Source organism: Mesorhizobium sp. B2-4-14 (genome assembly GCF_006442155.1).
Classification (GTDB): Bacteria; Pseudomonadota; Alphaproteobacteria; order Rhizobiales; family Rhizobiaceae; genus Mesorhizobium.
The window spans coordinates 22,564-39,419 of the sequence record NZ_VFVA01000012.1 but is presented as its reverse complement, the minus strand read 5'-3'; the positions used below and the strand labels follow the sequence as shown (position 1 = coordinate 39,419).

Annotated in this window: 16 protein-coding genes; 10 read left to right on the top strand and 6 right to left on the bottom strand. The window is 63.1% G+C overall.

The window, feature by feature from the left end; genetic code table 11:
* Window positions 1-117: 117 nt before the first annotated feature.
* A complete protein-coding gene (locus FJ938_RS12980) occupies window positions 118-570 on the top strand; it encodes an Lrp/AsnC ligand binding domain-containing protein (RefSeq protein ID WP_140694245.1) in 453 nt (150 codons plus the stop codon).
* A 64-nt stretch (window positions 571-634) separates the two neighbouring features.
* Here the strand turns inward: FJ938_RS12980 and FJ938_RS12975 are convergent, their stop codons facing one another.
* Both FJ938_RS12975 and FJ938_RS12970 read right to left on the bottom strand, forming a co-directional pair.
* The gene (locus FJ938_RS12975) at window positions 635-1,834 is read right to left on the bottom strand and encodes a cytochrome-c peroxidase (protein WP_140694243.1); all 1,200 of its coding nucleotides are present in this window, start codon (window positions 1,832-1,834) and stop codon (window positions 635-637) included.
* Window positions 1,835-1,841: 7 nt separating this feature from the next.
* Window positions 1,842-2,291 carry a FixH family protein gene (locus FJ938_RS12970; protein WP_140694424.1) on the bottom strand — a complete coding sequence of 150 codons (450 nt, stop codon included), beginning with the start codon at window positions 2,289-2,291 and terminating at the stop codon, window positions 1,842-1,844.
* 151 nt (window positions 2,292-2,442) lie between these two features.
* Between FJ938_RS12970 and FJ938_RS12965 the strand changes: the two genes are divergently transcribed.
* Window positions 2,443-3,375 carry a sugar kinase gene (locus tag FJ938_RS12965; RefSeq protein ID WP_140694241.1) on the top strand — a complete coding sequence of 311 codons (933 nt, stop codon included), beginning with the start codon at window positions 2,443-2,445 and terminating at the stop codon, window positions 3,373-3,375.
* Window positions 3,376-3,386: 11 nt separating this feature from the next.
* Here FJ938_RS12965 and FJ938_RS12960 read toward each other — a convergent pair whose 3' ends face one another.
* From FJ938_RS12960 to FJ938_RS12950, 3 genes are all read right to left on the bottom strand, one after another.
* A complete protein-coding gene (locus FJ938_RS12960) occupies window positions 3,387-4,409 on the bottom strand; it encodes an aldose epimerase family protein (protein ID WP_140694239.1) in 1,023 nt (340 codons plus the stop codon).
* An 89-nt stretch (window positions 4,410-4,498) separates the two neighbouring features.
* Window positions 4,499-5,956, bottom strand: a complete 1,458-nt coding sequence (locus FJ938_RS12955; RefSeq protein ID WP_140694237.1) for an NAD-dependent succinate-semialdehyde dehydrogenase — start codon at window positions 5,954-5,956, stop codon at window positions 4,499-4,501.
* Window positions 5,957-6,136: 180 nt separating this feature from the next.
* Entirely contained in the window at window positions 6,137-7,087 is a 951-nt protein-coding gene (locus FJ938_RS12950) for an AEC family transporter (RefSeq protein WP_140694235.1), read from the bottom strand.
* 281 nt (window positions 7,088-7,368) lie between these two features.
* Between FJ938_RS12950 and FJ938_RS12945 the strand changes: the two genes are divergently transcribed.
* The 6 genes from FJ938_RS12945 (at window position 7,369) to FJ938_RS12920 (ending at window position 13,054) form a co-directional block, all read left to right on the top strand.
* Complete coding sequence (locus tag FJ938_RS12945; protein ID WP_140607604.1) at window positions 7,369-7,917, top strand: histidine phosphatase family protein; 549 nt, start codon at window positions 7,369-7,371, stop codon at window positions 7,915-7,917.
* 225 nt (window positions 7,918-8,142) lie between these two features.
* Window positions 8,143-8,424 carry an acyl carrier protein gene (locus tag FJ938_RS12940; RefSeq protein WP_010909964.1) on the top strand — a complete coding sequence of 94 codons (282 nt, stop codon included), beginning with the start codon at window positions 8,143-8,145 and terminating at the stop codon, window positions 8,422-8,424.
* A 57-nt stretch (window positions 8,425-8,481) separates the two neighbouring features.
* Window positions 8,482-9,672, top strand: a complete 1,191-nt coding sequence (locus tag FJ938_RS12935) for a beta-ketoacyl-ACP synthase (RefSeq protein ID WP_140607605.1) — start codon at window positions 8,482-8,484, stop codon at window positions 9,670-9,672.
* 49 nt (window positions 9,673-9,721) lie between these two features.
* Complete coding sequence (locus FJ938_RS12930) at window positions 9,722-10,993, top strand: beta-ketoacyl-ACP synthase (protein WP_140607606.1); 1,272 nt, start codon at window positions 9,722-9,724, stop codon at window positions 10,991-10,993.
* A 36-nt stretch (window positions 10,994-11,029) separates the two neighbouring features.
* On the top strand, window positions 11,030-12,058 hold the full coding sequence (locus tag FJ938_RS12925; RefSeq protein ID WP_140694232.1) for a zinc-binding dehydrogenase: 1,029 nt from the start codon (window positions 11,030-11,032) through the stop codon (window positions 12,056-12,058).
* Between the two features lie 12 nt (window positions 12,059-12,070).
* On the top strand, window positions 12,071-13,054 hold the full coding sequence (locus FJ938_RS12920) for a lipid A biosynthesis lauroyl acyltransferase (RefSeq protein ID WP_181165527.1): 984 nt from the start codon (window positions 12,071-12,073) through the stop codon (window positions 13,052-13,054).
* Window positions 13,055-13,113: 59 nt separating this feature from the next.
* On the opposite strand, the gene FJ938_RS12915 is transcribed toward FJ938_RS12920, so the two are convergent.
* A complete protein-coding gene (locus tag FJ938_RS12915) occupies window positions 13,114-13,542 on the bottom strand; it encodes a L,D-transpeptidase (protein ID WP_140694230.1) in 429 nt (142 codons plus the stop codon).
* A 215-nt stretch (window positions 13,543-13,757) separates the two neighbouring features.
* Between FJ938_RS12915 and FJ938_RS12910 the strand changes: the two genes are divergently transcribed.
* Both FJ938_RS12910 and FJ938_RS12905 read left to right on the top strand, forming a co-directional pair.
* Window positions 13,758-15,035, top strand: a complete 1,278-nt coding sequence (locus FJ938_RS12910) for an acetylornithine deacetylase/succinyl-diaminopimelate desuccinylase family protein (protein ID WP_140694228.1) — start codon at window positions 13,758-13,760, stop codon at window positions 15,033-15,035.
* A 124-nt stretch (window positions 15,036-15,159) separates the two neighbouring features.
* A complete protein-coding gene (locus tag FJ938_RS12905; RefSeq protein WP_140694226.1) occupies window positions 15,160-16,638 on the top strand; it encodes an ABC transporter substrate-binding protein in 1,479 nt (492 codons plus the stop codon).
* The last annotated feature ends 218 nt before the right edge of the window (window positions 16,639-16,856 follow it).

Genomic DNA, 16,856 nt, shown 5'->3' with positions numbered 1-16,856 from the left:
GGACCGAATGGCGCAAGCTAGCACAGGCGCGAATTTTCGTCGGTCCAAAGAAATCGACATTTTAGCCCATCTGATCTATCATAGCGCCATAAATTCATTAAATGGACTATGCTTTTCATGACAGAAGACCAATTGGACCGGATCGACAGGAACATCCTGTCGGCGCTGGCGAGCAACGGCCGGCTTTCCATGTCCGAACTGGCGGCAAAGGTCGGTCTTTCCAAGACACCCGTGCAGGCGCGGGTGAAGCGGCTGGAGAAGGATGGCTATATCAGGGGCTACCAGGCGATCATCGATCGGGAGCGCATGGGCGAAGGCCACGTCGCCTTCGTCCAGGTGAAATTGTCGGACACCCGCTCCGCCGCGCTCGACGCTTTCAACCGCGCCGTTCAGGGCGTGCCGGAGATCGAGCAGTGCCACATGATGGCATCGAGCTTCGATTATCTGCTGAAGGTGCGCACCAGGGACATTGCCGCCTATCGCCGCGTGCTCGGCGAGCGCATCTCCGCCCTGCCCCATGTCGCCCAGACCTCCACCTTCGTGGCGATGGAGACGGTGAAGGATCGATGACCATGATCCCGAAAAGCGGACGCCGGTTTTCGGACGAGATCATGGTCAAACAAGAAAACAGAGCCTATTCCGAAAGCGTCTTCAGGAACGCCACCAGCGCGGCGCGCTCGCGATCCGATAGCTGCAGCGGATGGATTTCGGATACGCCTTCGACGCTCGGTGCAGCCTTCGCGTAGTGCGCAACCACATCGTCCAGCGACGAGAACTGCCCCGCATGCATGTAGGGCGGCCGCGTGGCTGCGCCGCGCAAGGACGGTGTCTTGTAGGCGCGGATCAGTTCCGGTGCATCCTTGACCATGAAGCGCAACTCGCCGCAGGCGCTGACGTCGCCATCCCGATACGCGCCGAAGCAGTTGAACGGGTCAGCCTCCACCTGCGCCACGGCGTCGATGCGCCCGCGATCCGGCGGCAGGCCTGCGACAGGCGGCACGCCGGTGTTGTGGAAACCATTGTCGGTGAAGCGCGGGCCGTTGTGACAGGTCACGCAATTGGCTTTGCCGATGAACAGTTTCAGCCCAAGGATCTCCTCCCTGGAAAAGGCTGCGTCGTCTTTCGGCTCGGCGCCGGTGACGAGGTCCAGCGCGAAGCGGTCGAAGCGCGTCTGTGCCGGTTCGATCGAGCGTTCGAAGGCCGCGATCGCCTTGCCTATGTTGGCATAGACGCGGTTGACGGCGTCGCGCTGCGCGTCGCTCATCGCATTCCAGGCAGCCTTCTCGGAATCAGTTCCAAGCGGGCTGGCATTGAGCGGTATGCCGGAGAAATCGGGCAGCGGCCCGAAGATGCGCTCATAACGTTCGCCGAAGCGCGCCTTGATGTAGTGCGCATAGGCGGCGCGGTTTCCCGCCTGCTCCAGCGGGTTTTCCAGTGGCGTCAACGCTTGCGCCCACAGGCTGTCGCGACGGCCGTCCCAGAAGAACCAGGGGTCGCGCGCCACGCCGGCCAGAGGCATTGTGCGGCGGTTGGTGCGGCCGACGCCCACCGCCTGCGGCAGGTCGTCCTGGAACTGCCGGTCGATCTTGTGGCAGGTCGAGCAGGACACCGTGCCGTCGCGGCTCATCCCGACGTCGAAGAACAGCGTCGAGCCAAAAGCCGCGGCCGCCGGCACGTCGGCAAAGCGGTTGGTGGTGTCTGGCTTCAGAAGCGGCAGCGTGTTCAACGCCAGGGAGGCGATGGTCTTTTTCTCGGCGTCGGAGAAATCCGGTTTGCCGCAACCGGCGAGGATGACCGCCACCGTTAACGCCAGGAAGCAGAGAAGGCGCTTCATCGGTCGCTCACAGCACCACGTTGAACAGCACCGTGTCGGATCCGGCGGTGGCCGAGATGGCAAAGTGCAGCTGCCACCAGCCGCTCATGGTGAATTTCACCCCTTCGATGCGATAGCGCCCGTCGCCGAGATAGTCGGTCGCCTGGGGGCTGGTCGGCAGCCCGTGATTGTGCTGCGGCATGCCTCCGGAGATGGCGATCGCAGCCCCCTCCACCGGCTCGCCAGCCTTCGTCTTCAGGGTCAGCAGCCACGATTCCAGCTCGCCCTGCCGCACGACGCCCCTCTCCGGCGCGAAGCTCACCACGAACAGCCCGTTGTCCGTGGTCTTTGTCCGCGAGACATCCGGGCCGACGGGCTGTGCCGATTGCGGCGCGGTCAGATAGACGATCGCGAGAACGCCGACCAGCAGAGCAGCCAGACCAAGACCTGCCAGGAGATAACGCCATAACGATGCCAAACCGGTTCCTCTTCTGCGGACAACGTTCTGCCGGATGGATCGCATCCCGCCGGCCTGTGGGAAAACGCTGTGGCGGAAAAAAGCCTCCTTGCCAAGCATGGCGCTGTCGCCGGCAAAAAGCTACAGCACCAAAATCACTGGAGGATTGCAGATGGCGGGAAACGGCGTCGCCTCGATCGGCGAATGCATGCTCGAACTATCGGGTCAAACCGGCCCCAACTGGCGCATGGGTTTTGCCGGCGACACGTTCAACACACTGTGGGCGCTGCATGCGTTGAGCGGGGACCGGCCGGCAACTTATGTCTCGGCCTTCGGCGACGATCCCTTCTCGCAGGGCCAGATCGGCTTCTTCGCCGAAAACGGCATCGGCATCGGCTCCAGCCCAGTGATACCGGGAGCGCGCCCCGGCCTCTATGCGATCACGTTGACCGGCGCCGAGCGTTCCTTCACCTACTGGCGCGGCGATGCCGCCGCACGGCAGCTCGCGTCGGACGCTGAGGCACTGTCGAAAAGCCTGAAAAATCAGTCGCTCGTTTACTTCAGCGGAATCACTTTGGCAATTCTGGACGAGGCCGCGCGCAAAACACTGCTGTCGGCCGTGGCCAGGGCGCGGGCGGCTGGCTCGCTGATCGCCTTCGATCCCAATTACCGGCCACGGCTCTGGCGCAACCGCCAGGACGCGCAGGCGGCGATCATCGAAGCGCTTGATGTCACCGATATCGCGTTGCCGACCTTCCCCGACGAGCAAATGCTGTTTGATGATGCATCGCCACGGGCGACCGCCGAACGGCTCGGGCGGCAGGTCGGCGAAATTGTCGTCAAGAATGGCGAGCAGCCGGCATTGGTTGCCGAAAACGCGACAGTGGAGGATGTGCCCGCGATTCATGTCGCAGCCCCCACCGACACCACCGGCGCCGGCGATTCCTTCAATGGCGGCTATCTCGCGGCGCGTCTTGCCGGTCATGGCCCTCGGGAAGCCGCCCGCCGGGCCCATCGTGTCGCCGCCGCCGTGGTGCAGGTTAGCGGCGCGCTGGCGCCATTCGAGACTCTGCAAACTGCGTTCGACGGCCTAGGTCCAGCCTGATTCTCGGAGATTTAAGGCAGGTGGAAACGGTATTCCGTCACATGGTGGTAGATCGCCCCGGGCCACAGCGTCGCCTGCGGGAAATACGGCCGGTTCGGTGCATCCGGCCATGTCTGCGGCTCCAGGCAGAAGCCGCAGAAAGGCTTGTAGCCGCGCCCCTCCAGCCCGGTGCGCGGCGTCACGTACTGACCAGTGTAGAGCTGAATACCGGGCTCCGTGGTCCAGACCTCCATTTCGACACCTGAACTCGCCCCTTGCGTCCATGACGCCTGCTTCAGCGGCCCGCGCGTCGAGGCAAGGCAGAAATTCCGGTCGTAGGGAAGCTGCTCGCCCTCGGTTTCCATGCGCAACGGCCGTGCCTGACGGAAATCATAGGGCGTGCCGTCGACCGGCTTGACCACGCCGGTCGGGATCATGTCGCCATCGACCGGCAGATAGGCGCCGGCATTGAGCATCATCCGGTGGTCGAGGATGTCGCCGGCGCCGCCATCATCCAGGTTGAAATAGGAGTGCTGGGAGAGATTGCACAGCGTCGGCTCCTCGCAGGTCGCCGTCAGTTCGACGCTAAGCGTGCCGGGGATCTTCAACCGGTAGGTGCAAGTGACGTCGAGCGCGCCGGGAAAACCCATCGCACCGTCCGGATCATGCAGCGTCAGCGTGACGAAGTCCCTGCCATGCAGCGAAACCGCCCACGGCCGATGCGAATAGCCTTGCGAGCCGCCATGCAGCGTATGCTTGCCGAGGAAGTTGCGTTCCGTCTGGTAACGGTTGCCGCCAATCGTGAAGCGGCCGTCGGCGATGCGATTGGCATAGCGGCCAACCACCGCGCCGAAGAAGGCAGTATCGGTTTCATAGGCTTCCAGATTGCCGTAGCCGAGCACCAGCGGTGCATCGTGCCCGGTCAGGCGCAAATCCTGGACGATGGCGCCAAATCCGATGATGTTGGCGGTGAGGCCGCCGCCTCTGATCGTGAAGCGGCGCACCGGCTCGCCTGCCTGAGTCCTGCCGAAAACCTCGCCGTCCTTCATCGCCATGCCCGCAAACGCCAGTTGATCCAGAAAAGTTCGGCTGGTCTTCCATGAGAGATGGGAAGGCCAACGGCCTTCCCATCCGGGAAGCTCTATCAGAGGCCGAGGCCGCCGATGCAGACATATTTGGTATCGAGGTAATCCTCGATGCCCTGGTGTCCGCCTTCCTTGCCCAGGCCCGATTCCTTGACGCCGCCGAACGGCGCCTCCGGCGTGGTGATGAGACCTTCGTTGACGCCGACCATACCGTATTTCAGGCCTTCCATGACCCGGAAAGCGCGGCCGAGATCGCCGGTGTAGAAATAGCAGGCAAGGCCGAACTCGGTGTCGTTGGCGAGCGCGACCGCCTCTTCCTCGGTCTCGAATTTGAACACCGGCGCGATCGGGCCAAAAATCTCTTCCTTCATGAAGCGCATCTTGGGCGTGGCATCGGCGATCACCGTCGGCTGGAAGAACGAACCGCCAAGCGCATGGCGCTTGCCGCCGGCAACAACCTTACCGCCCTTGGAGGTGGCGTCGGCGATGAATTCCTCGACCTTCTCGACCGCCTTCTCGTCGATCAGCGGTCCCTGCTGCACGCCCTCCTCAAGGCCGGAACCGACCTTCAGTCCGTTGCTGGCCGCGGCCAGCTTCTCGACGAACCTGTCATAAACGCCCGCCTGGACGAGGAAGCGGTTGGTGCAGACGCAGGTCTGGCCGGAGTTACGGTACTTGGCAGTGATGGCGCCCGTGACGGCACGGTCGATGTCGGCATCGTCGAAGACGATGAACGGCGCGTTGCCGCCAAGCTCCATCGACACCTTCTTGACCGTGGTCGACGATTTCTGGATCAGGATCTTGCCGACCTCTGTCGAGCCGGTGAAGGTGATCTTCTTGACCAGCGGATTGGCGCAAATCTCATCGCCGATCTCGCCGGCGGCGCCGGTCAGGATGTTGACAACGCCCTTGGGGAAGCCGACTTCCTCGACGAGCGCCCCCCAGGCGAGACCCGAATACGGCGTCTGCGAGGCCGGCTTGACGACGGCGGTGCAGCCGGCGGCCAGGGCCGGACCGAGCTTGCGGGCCAGCATCGAGGACGGAAAATTCCACGGCGTGATAGCGGCGATGACGCCGACTGGTTCCTTGGTCACCAGGATGCGGCGGTCCGCCCACGGCGACGGTACGATGTCGCCATACGCGCGGCGGCCTTCTTCGGCAAACCACAGGATATAAGCAGCGGCCGAACCGATCTCGCCCTTCGATTCGAATAGCGACTTGCCCTGCTCGATGGTCAAGAGTTCAGCCAGCACGTCCTGATTGTCCATCATCGCGTCATGCAGCTTGCGCAGCAGCTTCGAGCGCTCGAGAGCGGTGGTCTTGCGCCAGGTCTTGAATGCCTCATCGGCGGCTTCGATGGCGCGGCGCGTTTCGGCCTTGCCCGACTTCGGCACCGTGCCGATCTTGAGACCGGTGGCCGGGTTGGTGACGTCGACCGTCTGCCCGCTGTCGGCCGGGACCCATTCGCCATTGATGAGATTGGCCTGCCGCATGAAATGGCTGGTTTTCTGAAGCATGGTCTATCCTCCGTTCGGCGCGCTAACGGGCCGGTCTGTGAATTCTGCGTGAAGCGTGCGCATGACTGGAACCTGCTCTTTACCTAGGGCAAGGCCCGCAAGCAATCGCAAGATGGCATATAGGGCTTGGGCCAGCCCATAACGAGAGCAACCGTGGTTCGCTGTGTGTATCGACACATCCTACCCAAAGACATGCAAAACAATCGTCAGCCAGAAGGCCGCGGTAACGGCGGCAAAGGCGGTGGCGATCGTCATCTGGTTCGATGCCAGCGCCTGGCCGGTGTTGAACTGCACGGCGATAAGATAGGAATTGATGCCGGACGGCAGTGCCGCCACCACGACGGCCACCTTGGCCGTCAAGGGCGGCAGGCCGAGCAGCCAGACGAAGCCCAGAACCAGCGCCGGCATCAGGAACAGTTTCAGCGCCGAAAGCGCCAGTGCCGGCCGCACATTGCCCGATATGCCGAAGCGGCGCAGGCCAAGCCCCATGGCGAACAGCGCCACCGGCCCGGCGGTGTTTGCCAGGGCCTCGACCAGCCGCGTCACGAGGGCCGGCAATGGCACGCCGCCGAGCCGCCATGCCAGCCCCAGGAGAATGCCGATGATCAGCGGGTTGATGAACAGCCGCTTCAGGAAACTGTGCAGGACCCGCAGCGGATGCACATGCTCGCCACTGCCGCGGCCGAACATTTCGAACAGCACGATCGACGCCATCATCATCATCGGCAGGTGCACGCAAACCAGCAACGACAGAACTTCGAAGCCACTCGGGCCGAATATGCCGAGGATGAAGGGAGCGCCGAGCAGCACGATGTTGGAAAAGGCTGACGAGACGCCTCCGACGACGCCGGCGCGGGCATCGCGTCCGAATATCCGCGTGATGACGACATGGCCGGCGGTCCAGGTGATCGCCGCCGCTGTGAAGTAGGCGCCCCACAGCGGCCAGGGCGCCACGCCGTGGAAATCCGCCTTCACCATGGTCTGGAACAAAAGCAGCGGCATCGCCACCGAAACCGCGAAATCGGATATGCCCTCGCCGCTCGCCGGCCTGAGATAGCCGGTAAGCCCGGCGAGATAGCCGAGCGCGACCAGGCTGAAGACGAAGAGGACGGTTTCTGTGAGCGGAGACATTTTTCAGGGATAGGCGAGCCATGCCCGGGGCGCAATCGCGGCAATATCCACAGTAGCTGCCCCAGCGATGACCACCGGAATATCTGAAAGTCGGCGAACTCTTCTGGAAACGCAACGTGTGGTTTGTCATCTTGCCGGCCAGAAGATCGATCTGGTTAGGAAGCAACTCGCTAAAAAGTGAGGCTCGGAACGCGGCCGGTTCTTGGCTTGTCTTTGTGTCTGCCTTCCAATGCCTATATGCGAATCGTCGGAGGCCGATGCCGGGCTCCTGGAAGGTGACGATGTTCCGATTGGCCTTGGCGTTGTTCCTGCTTGTTGTGCCTGTGGCGGCCCACGCAACGGATGCCGGGTGGGCGCTGCTGCGTGACGGCGGCCATGTGGTTCTGCTTCGCCACGCCATGGTCACCGGCACCAGTGACCCCGCCAATTTCGACATCGACAACTGCGGCACCCAGGTCAACCTGTCGGCGCGCGGCAAGCAGCAGGCGAGCAGGATAGGCGCCCTGTTTGCCGCCCGCGCGGCGCCCGTTGAGCGCGTGCTCTCCAGCCGCTACTGCCGCTGCCTCGACACAGCGCGCATCGCCTTCGAGGCCGAGCCGAAACTGTTCGCGCCGCTCGACCTCTTGAAGGGCGACGATGGGCAGAAGGCCGCGCAGATCGCCGGCATCCTGAAGGAAATCCGCGCTTATTCCGGCTCCGACAATCTGGTCATGGTCACCCACCTGGAAAACATCGTCGCGCTCACCGGCATCTCGCCGCGCGAGGGCGAGGCCGTGGTCGTCGAGCCGCAGGGCGACGGCCTGCGCGTGCTCGGCCGCGTCACTTTCTGAGGACCGGCCCGAGGACCGGCAAGACGGCGGCGATTTGCCATCGCCGGCAGCTGCCGGAACGTCAACCGGCGGAACTGCCGCTTGACCGGCGGACCTTCTTGCGTTTCTTGGGCATGCTTCCCATCTGCGCCCGGCTCATCAGGCCTTTTCCTGCCGGGAAAAACCGATTAGACAGCGCCCAAACCAAGCTGCGGACAGATTCCGCCCGCAAAGAAGGAAAAGCCCTTGTCCACCACGTTCGACAAAGTCGCCAAGATCATTGCCGACACCAGCGAGATCGATATCGACACCATCACGCCCGAAAGCCACACGATCGACGATCTCGGTATCGACAGTCTCGACTTCCTCGACATCGTCTTCGCCATCGACAAGGAATTCGGCATCAAGGTGCCGCTGGAAAAGTGGACCCAGGAAGTCAATGACGGCAAGGCTTCCACCGACGATTACTTCGTCATGAAGAACCTGTGCGCCAAGATCGACGCGCTGGTTGCCGCCAAGACCGCCTGACGTCAGTTGAGCGCCGCGACCTTGACGCGCTCCGCCGCCTGACCCACAAAGCCGCTCATGAGCAGCCCCCGCGACGTCGTCATCACTGGAATCGGCCTTGTCTCCTCATTGGGAGAAGGCCCGGAAGCCCATTGGCAGAAGCTCGCGCAACCAGGCCTGCAGCCGGTGCTCGAAGCGGCGCGCTTTGCGCCCTACACCATCCATCCGCTGCCGGAGGTCGACTGGAACCTCCAGATCGCCAAGCGCGGCGACCAGCGGCAGATGGAAACCTGGCAGCGGCTCGGCACCTATGCGGCCGGGCTTGCGCTCGACGATGCCGGCATCAAGGGCAATGATGATCTCTGCGCCACCATGGACATGGTTGTCGCCGCCGGCGGCGGCGAGCGCGACGAGGCGGTCGATGCCGCCATTCTCGCCGCTTCGGAAAGCCGCAACGACCGCGATGTGCTGCTCAATGAGAAGCTGACTACCGAATTGCGGCCTACCCTGTTCCTGGCCCAGCTTTCCAACCTGCTCGCAGGTAACATCTCCATCGTCCATAAGGTGACCGGCTCGTCCAGAACCTTCATGGGCGAGGAAGGCGCCGGCGTCGCCGCCGTCGAGACGGCCGCCGCGCGCATCCGCTCCGGCCAGTCGACACACATCCTGGTCGGCGGCGCTTTCCAGACCGAGCATTCCGACATGTTGCTCGGCTACGAATTGGCCGGCTATCTGCATCGCGGCCCGTGGATGCCTGTCTGGCAAAGGCAAGGGGCCGAGGGCGGCGGCGTGGTGTCTGGCTCCGGCGGTGCCTTCCTGGTGCTGGAGCAGCGCGAACACGCGATGAGCCGGGGGCGCAAGATCTATGCCGAGCTCGGACCGGTCGTTTCCGGCCGCGCCAGGCGGTCGCGCGGAGAGCTCGACGCCGAGATCGCCGCACTGCTCGCCCGGGCGAAGCTGCCGAACGGCGAGTTGCTCGCCATGTCGGGCGCGTCCGGCGCGCATGCGGCAACCACCGCCGAAAAAGCCGCTCTCGATGCCAATCCGGCAATCGCCGCGCGCGGCTTCTCAACGCTGACCGGGCACATGAAGGAAGCGCAGTTTCCGTTCGCCGTCGCGCTGGCCGCATTGGCCGTCGACCGCAAGGCCGCCTACCCTGTCTTTGATGCCGCCGCCGAGAAGCCGTTCGAAGGCATTCCCGGAACCGTCCTTGCAACGGCGATCGGCTATCACCAATTCGAGGGCATGGCACTGGTCAACGCTGCGTAAGGCGGCATTGTTCGGCGATGCTGTAACGATAAAAGGTTGAGGGCTTCCGATGGCCAATCTCAGAGATCACATGGGCAGGCCGATCGTCGCCGTCACCGGCATCGGCGTGGTGACCTCGCTTGGCGTCGGCAAGGCCCATAATTGGGCGGCGCTGACCTCGGGCAAATCAGGCATCCACCCGATCACCCGCTTTCCGATCGACCACCTCAACACCCGCATCTCCGGCATGGTCGATTTCCTGCCGTCGAGTTCGAAGGGCGCCAGCCCCCTCACCTACGAACTGGCCGAGACCGCCGCGCAGGAAGCCGTGGGCGAAGCTGGCCTGAATTCCGGCGATTTCGGCGGGCCGCTGTTCCTCGCCTCGCCGCCGGTCGAGCTCGACTGGCACGAACGCTTCTCGCTCTACAATTCCGACAAGGACGACGTCGGCGCCGAAAGGCTGCTGCGGGTGGCGCGCGGCCTGAAGGAACTCGACATTTTCGAAACCACCCAGTTCGGCTCGATCGCGGACCGGCTCGCCGACCGGTTCGGCACGCGCGGGCTGCCGATCACGCTGTCGACCGCTTGCGCCTCCGGCGCCACCGCCATCCAACTCGGGGTCGAGGCGATCCGTCGCGGCGAATGCGACCGGGCCCTGTCCATCGGCGCCGATGGTTCGGCGACCGCCGAGGCGTTGATCCGCTTTTCGCTACTGTCGGCGCTGTCGACCCACAACGATATTCCCGAAAAAGCCTCGAAGCCGTTTTCCAAGGACCGCGACGGCTTCGTGCTGGCCGAGGGTTCCGGCGCGCTTGTGCTGGAATCGCTGGAAGCAGCGCTGGCCCGTGGCGCGACCGTTCTTGGCATTTTGCGTGGCTGCGGCGAAAAGGCGGACGATTTCCACCGCACCCGTTCCAAGCCGGACGGTTCGCCGGCGATCGCGGCCGTTCGCGCTGCCCTTGCCGATGCCGGCCTGGGCGAAGACGAGATCGACTACGTCAATGCGCACGGCACCTCGACGCCGGAAAACGACAAGATGGAGCATCTGTCGCTGTCGACCGTGTTTGGCGAGCGGATCGGCTCGATGCCGATCTCGTCGAACAAGTCGATGATCGGCCACACGCTGTCGGCGGCGGGCGCCGTCGAGGCCGCGTTCTCGCTGATGACCATGCGCGAAGGCGTCATTCCGCCGACCATCAATTACGACAATCCTGACCCCGCGATCGTGCTCGACGTGGTGCCGAACAAGAAGCGCAATGCCGAGGTTCGCAGCGTTCTGTCGAACTCCTTCGGCTTCGGCGGCCAGAACACCTGCCTTGTCATGGCGCGGGAACCGGTCTAAGCGACCTTTTTCAGTCCCACTGAACCGACAGGCTCCATGCGCGCATTGCAACTTATCGAGGACCGCCGTCTTGAAACGGTGGACCTGCCGCCTCCCCCGCCGCCCGCACTCGGCGAAGTCACGCTGCGCGTCAAGGCGGTGGCGCTCAACCATATCGACGTCTGGGGCTGGCGCGGCATGGCCTTCGCCAAGCGCAAATTGCCGTTGGTCGTCGGCGCGGAAGCCTCCGGCGAGGTCGAGGCGGTCGGCCCAGGCGTCTCCAGCCTGCTGCCCGGGCAATTGGTGTCGATCTACGGCGCCCGCACCTGCGGCCTTTGCCGTGCTTGCCGCGAAGGCCGCGACAATCTCTGCGAACATGTTTCCGGCGTCCACGGCTTCCACCTAGACGGTTTCGCGCAGGAGAAGATCAACCTGCCGGCGCGCCTGTTGGTCCCAGCGCCGCCTGGCGTGAGCGACATCGGCGCCGCGGTGGCTCCCGTCACCTTTGGCACGGTCGAGCACATGCTGTTCGACAATGCGAAACTTCAGCCCGGCGAGACCATCCTCATCCATGCCGGCGGCTCCGGCATCGGCTCGGCCGCGATCCAGCTGGCCAAACGCATGGGCTGCACGATCATCACCACGGTCGGGTCGAACGACAAGATCGAAAAGGCCAAGGCGCTTGGCGCCGACCATGTCATCAACTACCGCGACGACCGTTTCGAAGGCGTCGTGCGCAAGCTGACGAAGAAGAAAGGCGTCGACGTTGTGTTCGAACATGTCGGCGCCGATACCTTTGCCGGCTCGATGCTGTGCCTGAAGCGCGGCGGCCGCCTGGTGACCTGCGGCTCGACATCAGGCGTGTCGACGCAGATCAACCTGATGCAGTTGTTCCAGCAGCAGTTGAAACTTCTGGGATCGTTCGGCTGCCGCATGGAGAACATGGCCAACGCCATGCAGAAGATGGCGGCCGGACAGGTCGCGCCGGTCATCGACACCGAGGTTGGCTTCGACGATATCGATGCAGCGCTGAAGCGCATGGAAGGCCGCGACGTCTTCGGCAAGATCATCCTGCGCGTGGCCTAGGCCCTGATTTCCGTGCTCAAGAAGCTTCGCCGCGACCTGAAGTTCCGCTATGGTCGGCAGCTGCGCCAAGTGAATTACTGGCTGGTTGCACGCGCCGCGATGATCATCATGTCGATGCTGCGCCTGCTGCCGGTCGACAGCGCCCTGAATTTCGCCGACCGCGTCGCACGCCTCATTGGTCCAAGGGTTGGGCGTCACCAGGTCGCCATCGACAATTTGCGCAAGGCCTATCCGGAAAAGAGCGAGGGCGAAATCCAGGCCATCGCTTCCGATATGTGGGGCAACATGGCCCGGCTTGCCGCCGAATACATTTTCCTTGACGCCCTGTTCGACTATGACCCGGCCGCCAGCAAGCCCGGCCGCATCGAGGTCAGGGGCACTGAACACTTCATCGAGATCGCGGCCGAAAAGCAGCCGCATATCGTCTTCACCGGCCATCTCGGCAATTTCGAGCTGCTGCCGGTAGCGGCGGCCACCTTCGGCATGAACATCACGGCGCTGTTTCGCCCGCCCAACAACCCCTACCTCGCCGACTACATCCTTTCAACGCGCCGCTCGACCATGGGATCGCTGCTGCCGTCGATGGCCGGCGCCTCGTTTGCCTTGGCCGGGGTGCTGGAAAACGGCGGCAACATTGGCGTTCTCGTCGACCAGAAATTCTCCAATGGCCTGGAGACGACCTTCTTCGGCCGTCCCTGTCAAAGCAATCGCGTGCTCGGCACCCTTGCCCGCCACTACGATTGCGATGTCTATCCGGCGCGCTGTGTCAGGCTGCCGGGCAACCGCTTCCGCCTCGAAATCGAGGACAAGCTGGTCTTGCCGCGCACGGCCGATGGCAGCGTCGACGTCCCCGCCGCCACCCAGATGCTGAACGACGTGGTCGAGCGTTGGGTGCGCGAGGATCCTGGCCAGTGGATGTGGTTCCACAAGCGCTGGGAGATCAGCAACTGGCGGCGCAAACGGCGGCCCAAGCCAGCTCCCGTCTCAGACGCTTGAGCCAGCCGCCGGCGAGAACGCGAGTTCTACGCCGGCCGACGAAGCCGATTTGGACGACATTAGTTGCTGACGACAATGCGTGTGTTGCCGAGGCCCACTTCCCGCACCATCGTATAGAAGGTCGCGGCATTGGTCGTGTGCAGCCGCACGCAGCCATGCGAAGCCGGGCGGCCGAGTTGCCTGACGGCGCCCGTTCCATGGATGGCGTAGCCACCGCGGAAGAACACGGAATAAGGCATCGGCGACATGTCGTATTTTCGCGAATACCACATCCGCGCGGTCCGCTGCGGCCGGTAAGTGCCGCGCGGCGTGAAATAGCCCGGACGGGCGGTGGACACGGCCCACCGGTAAACCGCCGAGCCATACCGGACGGTCATCGTCTGCGACGACACGTCGATATTCGCCACCAGCATCGCCGCCTGACTTGCGATCGATGTACCAAACAGCGCGGTTGCCAGCATCGCTGCCACGAAAAAGAACTTTTTCATACGATCAAACCCCTTTGATTGCCCCTTGCCTGCCCGCCATCACGTTGTTTTCACTTTTTTAATGGCGATGAACAGATAGCACATACTCCTTGACCAATTCGCCAATCCAACGCAGCGAATTTGAACGATTTCCCGCAATAGTTGCCGCAACGACGCGCCGCACGGCTCGATCGAGGGGCTTGCAAAACCACAGGGATCGCTGCTCAACTCGCGGCATGAACGAGCGACTCCTCGAGGCAATCGACATCAGGCGCGACGAGATGGTGGCGCTGACCGGCGACCTGATCCGTTTTCCAACCATCAATCCACCGGGCGAAGCCTACCGGCCTTGCGCCGAATATATCGGCGCGCGGCTGAAGAAGCGCGGCTTCGAAACCGAGTTCATCCGCGCCGAAGGCACGCCTGGCGACACCGATCGCTACCCGCGCGTCAATGTCGTGGCCCGTTTCGACGGAAGATCACCCGGCGCCTGCGTCCACTTCAATTCGCATGTCGACGTGGTCGAGGCCGGCGACGGCTGGACCGTCGATCCCTTTGCCGGCATCGTCAGGGACGGCAAGGTCTACGGCCGCGGCGCCTGCGACATGAAGGGTGGCCTGGCCGCCTCCATCATCGCCGTCGAAGCCTTCATGGAAGTCTTCCCCGATTTTCCCGGCGCCATCGAAATATCGGGCACGGTCGACGAGGAATCCGGTGGCTTCGGCGGCGTCGCCCATCTGGCCAGGCTCGGTTATTTCTCGAAACCCAGGGTCGACCACGTCATCATCCCTGAGCCATTGAACAAGGACCGCATCTGCCTTGGCCATCGCGGCGTCTGGTGGGCGGAGATCGAGACCAAGGGTGAGATCGCCCACGGCTCGATGCCCTTCCTCGGCGACAATGCGGTACGCCATATGGGCGCCGTGCTGCAGGCCTTCGAAGACGAACTGTTCCCGGCTCTCGACCGCAAGATGACGCGCATGCCCGTTGTGCCTGAAGGTGCCAGGCGCTCGACCATGAACATCAACTCCATCCATGGCGGCCAGACCGAGGATTTCCGGCCCGGCCTGCCCTCGCCCAACGTGCCCGATTCCTGCCGGCTGACCATCGACCGCCGCTTCCTGCTCGAAGAGGATCTCGCCACGGTCAAGGGCGAAGTGACTGATATTCTCGACAGGCTGAAGCGCGAACGCAAAAAGTTCGACTACGAGATCCGCGACTTGATGGAAGTGTTGCCGCTGATGACCGAGCGCGACGCGCCGGTGGTCAAGGCGGTGGCGCAAGGCATTCATGCGATCTTCGACCGCGAGCCCGATTACGTCATCTCGCCCGGCACCTACGACCAGAAGCACGTTGCGCGGATCGGCCACATCTACGACTGCATCGCCTATGGGCCGGGCATTCTCGACCTGGCACACCGGCCGGACGAGTGGGTCGGCATATCGGACATGGTGGAATCGGCCAAGGTAATGGCGATCGGCCTCAACGTGCTGCTGCGCGGCACGGCTGCATGATTAGGCCGCGGCGCAAAAACATTTCACTTCGCGTGACGCGACAGCACGAAACGCAATTTACTCCCGCGCGAAATCACGCTTCTATCCGCCGGCTTGAGCATCTGAGCACATGGGGAGTTCAGCGATGAAACTGTGGAAGACCCTACTGGCCGCTGCCGTGCTGGCGTTCGCAACCGCCACGTCGGCGTTTGCCGCCAGGACCGATCTGGTCATCGGCATTCCGCTTGAGCCTCCGCATCTCGATCCGACGGCAGGAGCGGCCGCGGCTATCAGGGAAGTCACATACGCCAACGTCTTCGAGGGCCTCACCCGCATCGGCCCGAACAGCGAAGTTCTGCCCGATCTGGCCGAGAGCTGGACCGTTTCAGACGACGGCAAGGTCTACACTTTCAAGCTGCATACCGGCGTGAAATTCCACGACGGCACCGATTTCAGTGCCGATGACGTGAAGTTTTCGCTCGACCGTGCCCGCGCGGAAAACTCCATCAACGCGCAAAAGCAGCTCTTTGCTGCCATCGACAAAGTCGAAGTGGTCGATCCCGCCACCGTGAAGGTCACGCTCGCCCACCCGCAGGGCTCGTTCCTCTACAATATGGGCTGGGGCGACGCGGTGATCGTTTCGCCGAAATCCGCCGACACCAACAAGGAAAAGCCGATCGGCACCGGGCCCTTCAAATTCGAGAGCTGGGCCAAGGGTTCATCCATCACCCTCGTGAAATCGGACCATTACTGGGGCGCCCCTGTTTTCCTCGAAAAGGCCGAATTCCGCATCGTTCCCGATGCCGCCGCCGCGGTGCCGGCGCTGCTTTCCGGCGACATACAGGCTTTCCCCTTCTTCGACCCCGACAGCGTTTCTCAGGTCAAGGACGATCCGCGCTTCAAGGTCGTGGTCGGCGCGACCGAAGGCGAGACCATCCTGTCCATCAACAACAAGAAGCCGCCCTTCGACAAGCTGCAGGTGAGGCAGGCGATCTCCTACGCGCTTGACCGCAAGGCGATCATCGACGGCGCCTCGGCCGGGCTCGGTCTGCCGATCGGCTCGCATATGTCGCCGGCCAACAAATATTATGTCGACCTCACCGGTCTCTATCCGCACAATGTCAACAAGGCCAAGGAACTCTTGAAGGAGGCCGGGCTGGAGAACGGCTTCAAGGCCACATTGAAACTGCCGCCACCCTCCTATGCGCGGCTCGGCGGCGAGATCATCGCTTCGGAACTTCGCGACGTCGGCATCAATCTCGAGATCATTCCGGTCGAATGGGCGCAGTGGCTGGATCAGGTGTTCACCAAGAAAGACTACGACCTGACCATCGTCTCCCACACCGAGCCGAACGACATCGGCATCTATTCGCGCAAGGACTACTACTTCAATTACGACAACCCGACCTTCGACAAGATCATCGCCGATCTGGATCTGACCTCGGATGAGGCCAAGCGCAAGGAACTGTATGCCGAAGCGCAAAAGATCCTTGCCGACAATGCCGTGGTCGGCTTCCTCTACGAATTGCCCAAGGTCGGGGTCTGGGACGCCAAGCTGCAAGGGTTGTGGGAAAACGCGCCGATCCCTGCCAACGACCTGACCAAGGTGAAATGGAGCGAGTGAGGCTCGCACAACGGTTCGTCATCCTAGGGCGGAGCAGATAGCGCAGCGAACTGCGTAGACCCTAGGATCCATTCCGTGACTTATGAGCGATGCTGCGACGCAGAACCTGGGGGAACGTGAGTTGGAGACAGAAAGAGGCAACGCTGGTTTTGGACCGCCGCGCTCTTCGACTTCTGTCACGGCATGGATCCTGGGGTCTTCGCGACGTCGCTTCGCTC